Source organism: Myxacorys chilensis, from assembly GCF_059505265.1.
In genome coordinates this window covers 22,087-35,597 of record NZ_JCACKG010000208.1, presented here as the reverse complement: position 1 = coordinate 35,597, position 13,511 = coordinate 22,087, and the positions used below count along the sequence as shown (strand labels likewise).

The window sequence follows — 13,511 nt, the reverse complement described above, 5'->3', positions numbered from 1 at the left end:
GGAGTTTCGCGGGTATCCTGAAAGCGCTGTGTCTAAAAGTACCTTATGCAAGCGTTTCCAGATCCGGCGTCTGATGCCTCTGTTTTGGAGACAGGACTTACGGCAGTTAAACAAGAAAACTATCAGGGCGCGATCGCAGCCCTAGAGCAGTACTTAGCCTCTACGGTTGAAAAAGATACTCCCAGTAGCATCAAAGCTCAGATGGGATTGATCGTGGCCTATTCGCGCCAAGATCGGATCGGGGATGCGATCGTGCTCTGTCAGTCTCTCCACAGTAGCCAAAATCGCAAGGTGCAAGAATGGGCAACTCGGATGCTAACCGAGTTGAGTAACCAAGCCAAACCGATCGAAACAGGATTCACCCTTCTAGAGGCTGTGCCCAAAGCCCCCCGACGCACTGTTGACCTTTCCTCTCACCATTCTCCCCAACGCCCATCTTCCCAACGCAGCCCCAATACGACTGCGGCTCAAACTGAGACTCTTGCTTCAAGCACTCTTTCTTCAAGCAAAGCATCCCCAACCCTCAAAACGCTTCCCTCTTCTAGTCCTCCATCACATTCCACGCCCCAGACTTATCTTTGGCGCAACGCTGGCCGCTCCCAACGCTGGCAACCGTTACCTAAACTAAACCCTGCTCGACTGCAATGGGCAGAAATGGGTACGATCGCGGCCTTACTCTTGCTCATCTGCGCGTTATTTGCTTCGACTAGCGCCGTTCAAGTTCTATGGCTGCGCTTTGCAACGAAACATCTCAAGTGGTCAGCCTTTATTCCTCCAATCTCGACGCCATTTTGGTTCATTGTTCTGGCCTTAGTCGGACTTTTCATTGCGTCGCCGTGGATTCTGGATGCTCTTCTCAAGTATTTGTACGGAATGCGATCGCTCTCGACTGCCTCTCTCGCCAAGTACAGCGCTGAAACTCATCGATTGCTTCCTCGCTTTTCTCAGCAGCACCACATTTCGCTACCCACCTTAGGACTCTTACCAACAGAAGCACCTTTAGCGTTTGCCTATGGTTCTCATCCCAAAACGGCACGAATTGTAGTCAGCCAAGGCTTGCTAGACCAGTTAGAAGACGATGAGATTGCGGCAGTCTACGCGGGCGAGCTTGCCCATATTGCCAACTGGAATTTTGCTCTCATGTCGCTTGTTGCGGTTGTGATCCAGCTTCCATACGTGCTGTACTGGCAAACAGCAAGGCTTAGCGATTGGATGCAGCAGCGTGCCCGCCTTGGGCAGAAAGAAAATAAGTGGATTGCTCTGCTATTAAAGGTTGGAGCGGCGGTCATGGCGATCGTGTCCACAATCAGCTACGGCATTTTTCGTCTGTTGCGTTGGTCAGGGCTATGGCTTGCTAAAGCGCGAATTCGATACAGCGATCGCGCCGCCTGTAATCTCACTGGCAACCCAAATGGACTGGTGCGAGCCGTCTTAAAAATCGCGATCGCAACTACTCAAAACATTCAACAGCACGGGCAAACAGATTATCTACTTGAAGGATTTGAATTACTGTCGCCCATCGGCTACCGCAATGCACTGCACATCGGCAGTGTGGTAGATCAAACCGCATTAAAATCGCGGCTGCTCTGGGATCAAATTAATCCCGATCGACACTGGTTAGCTCTCAATAATTCGCATTCACTCATGGGTGAACGCTGCCAGCAGTTAATGCATTACGCCAACTCCTGGCAGCTAGAACCTGAAGTAGAGCTAGAACCCCCTCCTGAGCCAATGAGAAGCAAAATTTGGCTGCAAGGTGCGCCTCTATGGGGAGTTGGAATTGGCGGTGCGATCGCGCTTTTGCTTTGGTTGATGGCTCATCTTGCGTATCGCTTAGGGCATCAACAGCTCAACTGGTTAGCCACCGACTACACGCTGTTTTTCAGTTTTACGCTCATGGGCTTTGGTATCGGCACACTTCTGCGCTTCAACTCATTTTTTCCAGACCTCCACTCTGTCGAACGATCTGCTCAGGCATCAGAACAACCAGCCCTTTTGCCACTGATCATCCAACCTGACGCGGCTCCGGTCGATAGTCATCCGATTCGGCTAACCGGAACCTTACTGGGACGAACCGGAGTTGGAAATGCGTTAGCACAAGATTTACTCTTGCAAACCTCAGACGGGTTGATTCCGCTACATTATCTGTCTCAACTGGGTGCAATTGGAAACTTGCTTCCACAACCGACTCGTCCTCAAGATTTAATTCAGCGATCGGTTGTGGTTACAGGTTGGTTTCGCCGAGGGGCAACACCTTGGGTTGATGTATCCATGATTAGATCTGATAAATCTGAAAAGGGACGGAGTTGTCGGAGCGGTCATCAAGGTTGGTCTGCCATTCTCGCGGCGATCGCAATCTTGATTGGCGTTCTTCTCATCCTGTAGGGTCATCTTTGTGAAGAATAGTTGCGATCGCGCAGGTAAAAATGTAATCTTTCTTAACAGAAGTCTGATACTCCGGGCATGGCTCAGTAGTGTCCTCAGCGATTGAGTTCGCAGATCCGGTCTTGATCTCAAGACTTCGGTATCAGAATCTCCTCCCAACACAGCAAATTTACCAGTCGCTTTTTCTGCGGCTGGTTTTTATTAACGGAGAACGGCAAGCGATCGCTCAATTTAGGACAACTTTTTGTCACCTATTGAGAGATTTACTCTGAGGAGGAACTCTAAATCCGAATGGTATTCTATGCTCTTGGGCGGAAATCGTTTTCAAATCTGTTTTGCAGTAAGTCAGCGTGATACCTTTAGAAGTGGCATGAATATCCTGGGGACGCGATCTGTATGGGAATACAGAACCGCAATCCTCCAGTAGTGACCAAACACTCAGATAGTCCCGCTTTACATTTACCTATTTCCGGTTTCTAGACGAAGCGACGTGAGATAGTGACTAAGCGGCTTTATTCAAATCGACTATGTGTGCTGTTGCGGTTGGCGAGAGGAGGAAGTTCGTGATTACGAGGTCTACCTAGTCTATCCTCAGCCAACAGCAAGGAAGTGTTATTATCCAACGCGGCTCATTGGGTCGGCGCAGTGTATTAGGATCAAGGTCTGGAGGTGTTGCGTATGTCAGTTCGGTTATATGTGGGCAATTTGCCCGAAGATCTCACCAAACAAGAATTAGAAACGGTATTTGCAGATGCGGGTGAAGGCGTAACAGCAAAAATCATCACGGATCGCAAAACTGGTAAATGTCGCGGGTTTGGGTTTGTCACTGTTAAAAGTGATGAGCAAGCCGATGAAGTCATTGAGAAATACAATGGCACCGCGATCAAGGAGAACGCGATCAAGATTGAAAAGGCGTTGCCCCGTGCCAAAGGTGAAGCTGAAGGCGCTCCTGCTGAAGGCGCAGCGCCTACCAGCAGTACAGCATCTGGCAGTAAGCGCAAAGGCAACAACACAGCTAATGCAAATGCCAACAACAATAAGTCCCGCCGTAGCGGTTCGCCTGAGTCAGACTCCGTACAGCCCGATCCTCGTTGGGCACAAGATCTTGAGAAGCTGAAGCAGCTTTTAGCCGCCCAAACCAGCAATTCTTAACGAGCAATGTCTTACCTTAATGGCTAAGATTTGCTGAATTCATTGCCAGGTTTTAAGCGACTACTTTAAGCGCCTATTTTGAAACACCTACTAACCTTGAGGGTGAATTTTTCATTCCGAGGTTAGTAGGTGTTTATTATATTATTAAAATATTTGCGGAAACTGCTGAAGTATAGAGCCTGCCGAGAGGGGCATTCTAAAGCCTGCTAGTCTATACCAAAGCAGGCAATGAATCGGCTCAGTCAGGAAGCATTTAACATTCTTCAGACCGAAATTCAGACTCATACGGGTCGGGATTTAGCATGGCAAGTTCAGCGAGAAATCGTGCTTCGACGCTTGGAGAAGTTGACGCTTCAAAAGGGCACTCCGCTTGGTCATGCCGACCTTCGAGATGCGATCGTTGATCTACTTCCCGACTTTAAAGAGAAAGCTATTCGATCTGCTGCGATCGCCAACCGCCCGCCTTCGCCACGTTGGACAGGAATAAAGCTTGGCATTCCATTCAAAGTGCGATTAGCGCTGATGGCGTTAGGAACGGCGATCGGTGGAGTTTTAATCGCCAATCTGCCGATTCCAGCTATTCGGTTTCCGGTGGCTGAAGCGGCTCCCTTTTTGCTGACGCCGAGCTATGTCAGTATGGAGCATCACTATCGTCGAGCGATCGCACTGGTAGAGCAAGCCGATCAGTTGGTCAATCAATCCACCACATTTGAAGACTTGGAGTTGGGCAGCACCAAAGTAAAGGACGCTCAACAACATTTAGATGCTTTGCCAGTCTGGTTCTTAGGGCAGTATCCAACGGCATACTGTCAGTGGTCTAACTGTTACTGGCGGTTCACCCAAGATGAATTTCGAGCGGCCCGCCAAGACGTAGCGCGCATGGAGTCAACGCTGTTTCAAGAACACAATGCTCGCACCAAGTTGGTCAAGGCAGAACAGGCATTAGCAGACGCTAAGCAAGCTTCGCAGCAGGCGAAAGGAGCGGAGCAACGTAAAACACTTTCTGAATGGCAAGGGGCGATTGATAGCCTGGAGCAAATTCCATCCCAAACGTTAGCGGGTCGAATGGCTCAAGAAAAGCTGGTCGCCGCGAAGCGTGACTTTGAGCAAACAACCGGAGCACAAGTCGCTCACACTCTTTCGACAAATTTAATTGGAGCGGCAAAGCAATTTGCAACGGCTGCTCAACATCCTGACCAAAAGCCACCTCATGATGTGGGTCAGCTTCGAGCCATCGAAGACTTATGGAAAAAGGCGATCGCGCGCCTTGACAGAATTTCTGAACGTGATGCCGATTATCCTGAAGCTCAAAAATTATTAGTGACGTACACAAAAGTGTTAGCAACCGTCAAAACCCAAATTCAAGCTGAGGAAGACTCTACTCGCGCCTATGCTCAGGCTCAACAGCTAACGCAACAACTGATCACAAGCACAGAGAACCCGTTTACGACCAATCGCACTCAAGTTTCCGGGCGCTTGCAAAGAATTATTCAAGTGCTTGAAAAAGTAAAACCAGGCACAACTACCTACGCCGATGCACAAATACTAATGGAATCCGCCAAAAAACGGCTGAATTAGCGGACAACAACCGCCTAAAATGCTATGTAACGAAATGCTATGCATGAGGTAGCTATGGCAGTTAAGAAAGGCGATATGGTTCGAGTGGTGCGGGAAAAGCTAGAAAACAGTTTAGAAGCGCAAGCGAGCGACCCCCGCTTTCCGTCCTACATCTTTGAGACTCAAGGCGAGGTAATCGAGACCAAAGGCGACTATGCCTTTGTTAAGTTCGGCATCGTTCCGACACCCAATGTTTGGCTCAAACTCGATCAGCTTGAACCGTTTAAAAAATAAGGAGCACTTGCCGCGATCGCGTTCTCCCTACGATCGTCTCTTTCTGAACAATCGTTAAATCACTCCAGTGAAAACGCTCATCCTCTAAATCAGGACGTTAAACTTGCGTTAGATACCCAAATTCGTAGTTTGTGAAGCCTTCACGCTCCCAAACTACGAACTACGCAGTACAACTTATGGCATCTTGTACACAAGTCCGAGTAACCGTGATTGGTGCAGGCAATGTTGGAAGTTCGCTCGCTCAGCGCATTGCCGAAAAAGATTTAGCGGATGTAGTTTTGCTTGATGTGGTGAGCGGGCGTCCTCAAGGACTAGCGCTAGATTTGATCGAAGCGCGAGGCATCGAACGACACAATCGAAAAATCAGTGGAACGATAGATTACGCAGACACTGCAAATTCGAGCGTAGTGGTGATCACCGCTGGACTGCCGCGCAAGCCCGGTCTCAGTCGAGATGACTTGCTGCTCACCAACGCCAAGATTGTGCGAGACACGGTGAGAGGAGCGATCGCGTACTCTCCCGACGCTGTGTTTGTGATCGTCACGAACCCCTTGGACGTGATGACCTATCTTGCGTGGAAAACCAGCGGTCTTCCCGCTCATCAAGTCATGGGCATGGCAGGCGTCCTCGATTCTGCTCGATTTCAAACCTTTATCGCTATGGAGCTGAATGTGTCTGCCGCTGATGTCCACGCAACGGTTTTGGGTGGACATGGCGATCTGATGGTTCCTTTACCTCGCTATTCCACCGTTGGCGGCATCCCCATCACAGAACTGATGGATCAAGCAACGCTCGATCGTTTAATTGATCGCACCCGGAATGGTGGGGCAGAAATCGTTGAGTTGATGCAGACCGGAAGCGCCTTTTTTGCACCTGCATCCTCTGCGGCTCTGATGGTAGAAGCCATTCTCCACAATCAATCCCGTCTGCTGCCCGTCGCGGCTTACCTGCAAGGAGAATACGGTCTAAACGATGTCTTTATCGGCGTTCCTTGTCGAATTGGCTGTCAGGGCATCGAGAACATTCTGGAGATGCCGCTTACAGAGTCAGAACGAGAGGCACTGCATCGCTCGGCTCAATCCGTACGGCAGAACGTCGATCGGGCACTGGAATTGTTAAGAAACGCCTAAAAACTTTTCTCAGGTCTTCTCCTAAGAAGGAGTTGCGATCAGGCGCAACAAGGCACACTAAAGCTGATTAAGCTATTTTCAACAGTACACCCAACCATGAGAAGACAGTGGATCGGTTGTCTGATTGGTTTATTGAGCATTACAACGGTAAGCTACACCTACTCGCTGGTTGCTGCCACTCCAGAAGAAATGCTGCGTCGCCCCTTTGCCTGTCCTGACCAGCCCAGTGTTGCCGCAAAAAACTTTCAAGTCCTCAGCGTCAGAAAGTGGGAAAAAGGAATCGTTGCGCTTTACCGTGGAGCCTGTCCAACTCAGGAAAAAAGATTTGCCAATGAGCCGGGAACTGACAAATCAGTTCTCAGTTACCGTGTGGTGAAACGCGCGCGGGCAGAATGGCAAGCGATCGGAAGCGGCAATCATTGGAGTGATGAGTCTCGATCGGCTTCTGAGTTGATTGATTACGGTGTTGGCAAAACCTCGGAGAATGCGAATCAACCTTCAGAACGTCGTGCCGCAAATCAGTACGCTGTCTTCTTTGGACAGGTGCTTTCGCCAACGGTCTCTGCGATCGAGGTGACGTTTAACAATGGCAAGATTCTAAGAGATAGCACTACTGATGGTTTATTTCTACTCGTGTCATCAGGCGCAACCCAAGTCTGCGATGTGCGCGTTTTAGGGGCTGATAATCAGATTTTGCAGCGAGATGAAATTGACTTTCCAAACTCTGAAGCAGCTCAAAGTGACACTTGTCAACCAATTTCGGGGCGCTTGTAAGCTCATGCCAGCCCCCTATTTACTAGAAGAAATACGCAGCTTAAGTTATCTACTTAAACTTTTCACTACCTATCAATGATTAAACTTTTGATACAAAAAGGCAGCTCCCCATAAGTAGAACCTCAACAGTTCTTAAGGAAGCCGCTCTATCCTTAACTAGTCAGTCAGAGATTTACTCTTTGATGCGGAACCCGGGACTTGAACCCGGAAGTCCTTGCGAACACTAGAACCTGAATCTAGCGCGTCTACCAATTCCGCCAGTCCCGCTTGAACACTCTACGTATCACAATCTCTTATTGTGTTTTATGTCAGCCAGTTTGTCAAGGGTTACTCCAGTCAAGTTCTAAAGCAAGCACCTTCTACCTTAGAAAGGGTGTTTAATTGCTGTCAACTGATAGTCTGGACATCTGCCAAGTTTCCGGTAGAATCAAAACCAAATTTAAAGTTGTTGTAAGAATGTTGACCCAGGAGGACGGACCCATTACTTCGGCGATTAGCTTATCTCATTCTCATTCTTCATCTGAAGAAGATAGTCCTGTACTTCAAATTTGGGGTAAAACGCCTCTGAAAGGGCAAGTCACCATCAGTGGCGCGAAGAACTCGGCACTCGTGCTACTAGCAGGGTCTCTGCTTTGCTCTGAAACCTGCCGCTTGCGAAATGTCCCTTCTCTTGTAGACGTTTCGCGCATTTGTGAGATTTTGGTAGCGTTGGGTGTGAAAGTCACTCGCCAAGATGATGCCCTTGTTCTTAATGCGGCTGATTTAACTAGCTCCAAAGCTCCTTATGAGTTAGTGAGTCAGTTGCGGGCAAGTTTCTTTGTAACAGGCCCACTGTTGGCGCGTCTAGGGGTGGCACGAGTACCGTTACCCGGCGGCTGCTCAATTGGCGATCGCCCTGTCGATCTTCACGTTAAGGGTCTGCAAGCCCTGGGCGCGGAAGTTCAAATTGAGCATGGCATGGTGAATGCTTATGTTCGCGGCGGACGTAAGCGGCTGACAGGCGCACGCATCTATCTCGACTTCCCCAGCGTTGGGGCAACCGAAAATATCATGATGGCGGCGACCCTTGCTGAGGGTGAAACCATCATCGAGAATGCAGCACAGGAGCCGGAAGTTGTTGATTTAGCAAACTTCTGTCGAGCGATGGGCGCACGCATTCGCGGCGATGGCACAAACCGGATTGTGATCGACGGCGTTCCGACGCTCCACGAAGCCGACTACATGGTGGTTCCTGATCGCATCGAAGCAGGCACATTTCTGATTGCTGGAGCGATCACACGATCGGAGATTATGCTCTCACCCGTTGTTCCCGATCATCTGATGGCAGTGATTGCCAAACTGAAGGAAATTGGCATCAGCGTAGTGTCAGACGCTCCAAATCAACTGCGAGTTATCCCCTCTGCGTCCCATACTGGAACCGATATTGAAACGCTTCCCTTCCCTGGGTTTCCCACTGATATGCAAGCCCCATTTATGTCCTTGCTAACCTTGGCAGAGGGAAATTCAATGGTATCAGAGACACTGTTTGAGAATCGTCTTCAGCATGTGGCAGAACTGAACCGCATGGGAGCCGATATCAAGATGAAGGGCAACATTGCGGTCGTTCGGGGGGTCGCAAAACTCTCTGGTGCGCCTGTCTTAGCAACTGATTTGCGGGCCTCGGCAGCGCTCGTTGTGGCAGGCTTAGCCGCAGAAGGCATGACGACGATTCAAGGGTTACACCACCTAGATCGCGGCTATGAACATCTTGAAGACAAGTTGCGCGGCTTAGGAGCCAAACTACAGCGGGTTCAGGATACTTCCGCTCCAGTCCTTGAGAGTTTAGCAGCGCCGATCGCACCTTCCGATCCGATTCAATCCGCAACCTAGTCCTTTGTCACACTAGGCATGAGGGATCAAGTAGATCCTGACTTCTCATCCTTCATCCCTCATCCCTCGCTTCAAGACTGACAAATTAATAGACCCAAACTGGTAGATCCAAACTGGGAGTGTTGCGTCTGCTTACTCGCGCGAGTCGTAACTCTCCCTTTCTGGTTTCCTTCTCGCTATACTGAGCGGTAAGGTTGTCTAGGGTTGAGTATGTCTTTCCCAAAGTCTCTTTTGATTGGTTTAAAGGCGGATCAGTTTCGTCACCCCTTAGATTTAGAGGCAACAAACTCGCTCAAACAGTTGCCTGGATTAGATCTGATTATCCGAAATCTGTTGGGACCTGTAGCAGAACAGTTTTTTTATCTAGAAAATATTGCTTCAAGCATTTTAGTCGGAGAACACCAGCTTCCTTGGCTGCACAAGCTATTGATCGAAGCCTGTCGAGTGCTGGACTTAGAGCCGCCTCAACTGTACGTTCGTCAACATCCGGTTCCCAATGCCTACACGTTTGCAATGCGGGGTAAGCAACCCTTCATTGTGATGCACACCTCCTTGATCGAACTGCTGACTCCTGAAGAAATTCAAGCGGTAGTTGCGCATGAACTAGGACATTTGAAATGTGATCACGGCGTTTATCTGACTCTGGCAAACATTCTCGTCTTGGCGGCAGGTCAGTTGCCGGGCGGAACGCTGATCACCCAAGGATTGCAAACTCAGATCATGACGTGGGTAAGATGTGCAGAATTTACCTGCGATCGCGCCGCGCTGCTCGCCACCCAAGACCCAAAAATCATGATGTCGGTGCTGATGAAACTTACAGGCGGTTCGCCGTCGCTTGTGGGCCAACTTAACCTAGACGCTTTTATTAATCAAGCTCGCGCCTACGACGAGGTCAGCAAAACCGAAATTGGAGACATGCTGAAGCAACTGCAAACCGCGCAACTGAGCCATCCGGTTCCGGTGCTGCGGGCAAGGGAAATTGATGATTGGGCGCGATCGCAAAACTATCAGAGCTTGCTTCAAACTCGCTCTATGGGTTATGATAGTAAAGCGCAATCCAAGGGCGGATGGCGAAACTGGTAGACGCACCACACTCAAAATGTGGCACCGAAAGGTATGGGAGTTCGATTCTCCCTCCGCCCATTTCAGCTAGAGGAGAGTTAAATATGGCTCGACAGCTAAAGCGATGGGAATCTCCCCGTCACGAAGGGCGAAACGATAAAGGTCGTGGCGGTTCTGCTAGGCAACGCCAACTGAAGAAACGCACTCAGGCACTCCGCCGAAAACTTCAAAACGGCCCAACGCCGAATCATCAGGGGAAAGAGAATTTAACTCTTTCCCCTAATTTTTTGGCGGCATGAGAAAAGTATTGTCAGATTCACGTTACAGTGATTCAGTTAACATTCCCAAGATTGTTTGATCGTGGATTATGAAACCGCGTGTCGCTTACTGACCAATCAAAGCGACGATAATCTAAACGCTGATACGTTTCTGGCTCGGTTGCGTCAGGACAAGCCCCCCGTTCCTGGTCAGGTGACTTCGATACTGCTGGCGTTAAAGGTGGTGGCTGAGGGATTGAAGGGACAAACCCATATCGATCGCAACCTTGCGAATGCCTTGTTTCTCCTCTCTAATGAAGGTAGACGCTTATTTGATGCTGGACTGCGCAGAAGTTTAGACTGTCCGCCATTGTTAAATGAAGATCTCGAACGAATTGCGATCGCCGTTAAAGCGATTTTCTCTGGAGTTTAATGCCACGAGCCAAGACCACATTCCAAGTTGAAGTGAGAGAATCGCTCTGATCGCAACTTTAAGCGATCGCGATCAGAGCGGTCTTCTAAATGAAGCCATTAGCCTGCACTTAAATCTGCATTAATGGCAGGTACAAGAAATTCAATAGATAGAGAAGTGCAAGCTGTTTTAGCTAGAGTATCGCTACACCTCTCATCATCGGCCCTGCACAAATCGAATTAGCGCCACTACAATCCAACCCAAGATTGCATACACCACCATTGCAATCAAGACGTTGACATCAAAAATATTAGCGGCATCGCCGGATGTTGGGCTAACAAACAAGGTCGAGAATGGCGCAACAAACGGAGCAGAAAGATCATAGATTACCTGGGCAAAGGAGTTTCCGCTATTTGCCCCAGTCACGCGCAGCAAAAAGCGCAGTCCAAGCAGAATCTCTAGCAGTCCGACTAGTAAACAAACGCCGTTGATAATCCAAATTAAGGAGGAGTTTCGTCGAGCCAATTCTAACCGACGCTCTTCCTGCCGCAGCCGAAACGCTTCTTCTTCACGCTGAAGCCCTCGCTGACGAGCAAGGTTGTCTGGGTCATAGGGGTCGCGGCTCATAGATCGTTCTCCACTTTAATAATTTAGATAGAAAGCATCTCTGTATTTAATGCAGGGATGAGACTTTTTAATACATGTTCTACGGATATCCGAAAAAGGATTGCTTTGCCAATTGACCCACAGAGGGAGGAAAAGATATGCTGCTCTGTCGAAAGGTAGAGCGATCGCTAAAGGGAGAATACTTTGAAGATTACTTCGTAGTACCTAAACGCAAAAAATTCTAAACGCAAAAAAGGAGGTCAATCACGACCTCCCGCCAATGCTCAGAGTTAGCAAAATTAAATGGCTTGATTAGCCTATCTTCACAAGCTATGCAAGACCTGTATTTGCTCCAGGTCTACCCGTTGCTAATTCAACCTTGACGATCTTGCCGCCCATTTTCTGAATTCGCTGCTGCTCTCTAAACCAGTTTTCGTAAGGAACCAATTTGGTGAAAAACGTATTCTGCAATTCCCGCTGGGTGCGGATGCGGGTCTGGCTAGGAACGCAGGCAGTAACCTTGAACATTCTCATGGATCTTCTTCTCTCCTGAAGTAGGCTAAAACGGGGATGAGGGGTGCTTTACGGCAACACTTTGAAGGGAAGGTTGAGGGATGAACACCACTCAACTACCCAATAGATGAAAATTAGAAAATTCTGAAAAATAATTGCCGAGATCACACTGCTGAGAGTGACTTAACAAATCTCAAAACAATTACACAATTGTTTGTTTGGTTAAACCAAATTCTTGTTTAAAAGGTTGGAAGTCGAGAGTCAACTTTAAATCGCTAAAACTAAAAATCTTACAACTTAGGTCAATCAGCCTTTGACGATTTAACATTCACTCCGGACTTCCAAACCCTTAGAGAACGCTAATTGCTAACTGCAAATAGCCTTCATTAGCTCAAGCCTGAGCAGATATAGTCGAAGTAAACGCCCATTTCCTTACCAGCGTCAGCACCAACCAAGCCAGAAGTCACTTCTTTCATTGCTTGGATCGACTGAACAGTAGCTGCAATGGGTACACCCAAGGAGTTGTAGGTTTCCTTCAAGCCGTTGAGAACGCGCTCATCGAGAATGGAAGGATCGCCCGCCAACATTGCATAGGTGGAGTAGCGGAGGTAGTAGTCGAGGTCGCGGATGCAAGCTGCATAGCGACGGGTGGTGTACATGTTGCCACCGGGACGAGTGATGTCCGAGTACAACAAGGACTTCGCAACTGCTTCTTTGACGATCGCAGCAGCATTAGCGCTAATGCTGGTAGCTGCACGAACGCGCAGTTCGCCAGTTGCAAAGTAGCCCTTGAGCTTTTCGAGAGCGGAAGAATCCAGGTACTTACCCTGAACGTCAGAAGTGTTGATTACAGAAGTAATTGCGTCTTGCATGTCTAAATTCCCGTAAGTCGCGTAATAGTGATCAAAAGAATCCGGTTAACAGCAGTGGCACAGGCCAATTACTGCATTGCACCGATTACATAGTCAAAGTAAGCACCAGCTTCAGACGCGTCTTCACCAGACAAGAGAGAAGCGGCAACGTTCTTCATTGCGCGAACGCCTTCTGCAACAGCAGGAATCGGGGTTCCCAAGGAGTTGTACATTTCCTTGACGCCTACGATACCGATTTCTTCGATCGGGGTTACATCGCCGGAAACAACTCCGTAGGTGACCAGACGCAGGTAGTAGTCGAGGTCACGCAAGCAGGTTGCGGTCATTTCTTCGCCATAAGCGTTACCACCAGGGGAAACCACATCGGGGCGCTTTTGGAACAGTTGGTCGCCAGCTTGCTTAACGATGCGCTCGCGAGAGTCGGTCAATGTCTGAGCGATGCGTAGGCGTCTTTCACCAGTGGTGACAAAGCCTTTGATCCGATCCAATTCACCGGGGCTGAGATAGCGAGCCTCAGCGTCAGCGTTCACGATTGACTTCGTGACAATACTCATTGATGGATTCCTCCGAAAGAATGTAACCGACTGTGTTTAAACGGGAGTTCCCCAAATGGCTGGTTAAGTCTATT

General features: G+C 49.0%; 14 protein-coding genes and 2 tRNA genes. 11 read left to right on the top strand and 5 right to left on the bottom strand.

What is annotated here, in order from left to right; all coding sequences use genetic code 11:
- The first annotated feature begins 45 nt into the window (after nucleotides 1–45).
- The 6 genes from AC5JLB_RS20405 (at nucleotide 46) to AC5JLB_RS20380 (ending at nucleotide 7,292) form a co-directional block, all read left to right on the top strand.
- Nucleotides 46–2,385 (top strand): zinc metalloprotease HtpX, encoded by a 2,340-nt coding sequence (locus AC5JLB_RS20405; RefSeq protein WP_495875652.1) that lies wholly within the window; start codon nucleotides 46–48, stop codon nucleotides 2,383–2,385.
- Nucleotides 2,386–3,063: 678 nt separating this feature from the next.
- Nucleotides 3,064–3,537 (top strand): RNA recognition motif domain-containing protein, encoded by a 474-nt coding sequence (locus AC5JLB_RS20400; RefSeq protein WP_495875651.1) that lies wholly within the window; start codon nucleotides 3,064–3,066, stop codon nucleotides 3,535–3,537.
- Between the two features lie 228 nt (nucleotides 3,538–3,765).
- Entirely contained in the window at nucleotides 3,766–5,115 is a 1,350-nt protein-coding gene (locus AC5JLB_RS20395; protein WP_495875650.1) for a hypothetical protein, read from the top strand.
- Between the two features lie 54 nt (nucleotides 5,116–5,169).
- Nucleotides 5,170–5,388, top strand: coding sequence for an NAD(P)H-quinone oxidoreductase subunit O (locus tag AC5JLB_RS20390; RefSeq protein WP_495875649.1), 219 nt, complete (start codon nucleotides 5,170–5,172; stop codon nucleotides 5,386–5,388).
- A 176-nt stretch (nucleotides 5,389–5,564) separates the two neighbouring features.
- Nucleotides 5,565–6,518 (top strand): malate dehydrogenase, encoded by a 954-nt coding sequence (gene mdh / locus AC5JLB_RS20385; RefSeq protein ID WP_495875648.1) that lies wholly within the window; start codon nucleotides 5,565–5,567, stop codon nucleotides 6,516–6,518.
- Between the two features lie 96 nt (nucleotides 6,519–6,614).
- Nucleotides 6,615–7,292 carry a hypothetical protein gene (locus tag AC5JLB_RS20380; protein WP_495875647.1) on the top strand — a complete coding sequence of 226 codons (678 nt, stop codon included), beginning with the start codon at nucleotides 6,615–6,617 and terminating at the stop codon, nucleotides 7,290–7,292.
- 183 nt (nucleotides 7,293–7,475) lie between these two features.
- On the opposite strand, the gene AC5JLB_RS20375 is transcribed toward AC5JLB_RS20380, so the two are convergent.
- A tRNA-Leu gene (locus AC5JLB_RS20375) sits at nucleotides 7,476–7,559 on the bottom strand.
- A gap of 189 nt (nucleotides 7,560–7,748) precedes the next feature.
- Here AC5JLB_RS20375 and murA point away from each other — a divergent pair.
- From murA to AC5JLB_RS20350, 5 genes are all read left to right on the top strand, one after another.
- Nucleotides 7,749–9,161: a UDP-N-acetylglucosamine 1-carboxyvinyltransferase gene (gene murA / locus AC5JLB_RS20370; protein WP_495875646.1), complete on the top strand. Its 1,413-nt coding sequence runs from the start codon at nucleotides 7,749–7,751 to the stop codon at nucleotides 9,159–9,161.
- A gap of 210 nt (nucleotides 9,162–9,371) precedes the next feature.
- Entirely contained in the window at nucleotides 9,372–10,244 is an 873-nt protein-coding gene (locus AC5JLB_RS20365) for a M48 family metallopeptidase (protein ID WP_495875645.1), read from the top strand.
- Nucleotides 10,223–10,304 (top strand) — tRNA-Leu (locus AC5JLB_RS20360). The genes AC5JLB_RS20365 and AC5JLB_RS20360 overlap by 22 nt, the downstream gene beginning before the upstream one ends.
- A gap of 23 nt (nucleotides 10,305–10,327) precedes the next feature.
- On the top strand, nucleotides 10,328–10,522 hold the full coding sequence (locus AC5JLB_RS20355) for a hypothetical protein (RefSeq protein ID WP_495875644.1): 195 nt from the start codon (nucleotides 10,328–10,330) through the stop codon (nucleotides 10,520–10,522).
- 61 nt (nucleotides 10,523–10,583) lie between these two features.
- A complete protein-coding gene (locus AC5JLB_RS20350) occupies nucleotides 10,584–10,913 on the top strand; it encodes a Dethiobiotin synthetase (protein WP_495875643.1) in 330 nt (109 codons plus the stop codon).
- A gap of 195 nt (nucleotides 10,914–11,108) precedes the next feature.
- On the opposite strand, the gene AC5JLB_RS20345 is transcribed toward AC5JLB_RS20350, so the two are convergent.
- The 4 genes from AC5JLB_RS20345 to apcA form a co-directional block, all read right to left on the bottom strand.
- The gene (locus AC5JLB_RS20345) at nucleotides 11,109–11,519 is read right to left on the bottom strand and encodes a YggT family protein (protein ID WP_495875642.1); all 411 of its coding nucleotides are present in this window, start codon (nucleotides 11,517–11,519) and stop codon (nucleotides 11,109–11,111) included.
- Nucleotides 11,520–11,828: 309 nt separating this feature from the next.
- Nucleotides 11,829–12,032: a rod-capping linker protein CpcD domain-containing protein gene (locus AC5JLB_RS20340; protein WP_495875641.1), complete on the bottom strand. Its 204-nt coding sequence runs from the start codon at nucleotides 12,030–12,032 to the stop codon at nucleotides 11,829–11,831.
- A gap of 365 nt (nucleotides 12,033–12,397) precedes the next feature.
- On the bottom strand, nucleotides 12,398–12,883 hold the full coding sequence (gene apcB, locus AC5JLB_RS20335) for an allophycocyanin subunit beta (RefSeq protein ID WP_495691722.1): 486 nt from the start codon (nucleotides 12,881–12,883) through the stop codon (nucleotides 12,398–12,400).
- Nucleotides 12,884–12,951: 68 nt separating this feature from the next.
- Complete coding sequence (apcA, locus tag AC5JLB_RS20330) at nucleotides 12,952–13,437, bottom strand: allophycocyanin subunit alpha (protein ID WP_162424136.1); 486 nt, start codon at nucleotides 13,435–13,437, stop codon at nucleotides 12,952–12,954.
- Nucleotides 13,438–13,511 lie beyond the last annotated feature (74 nt).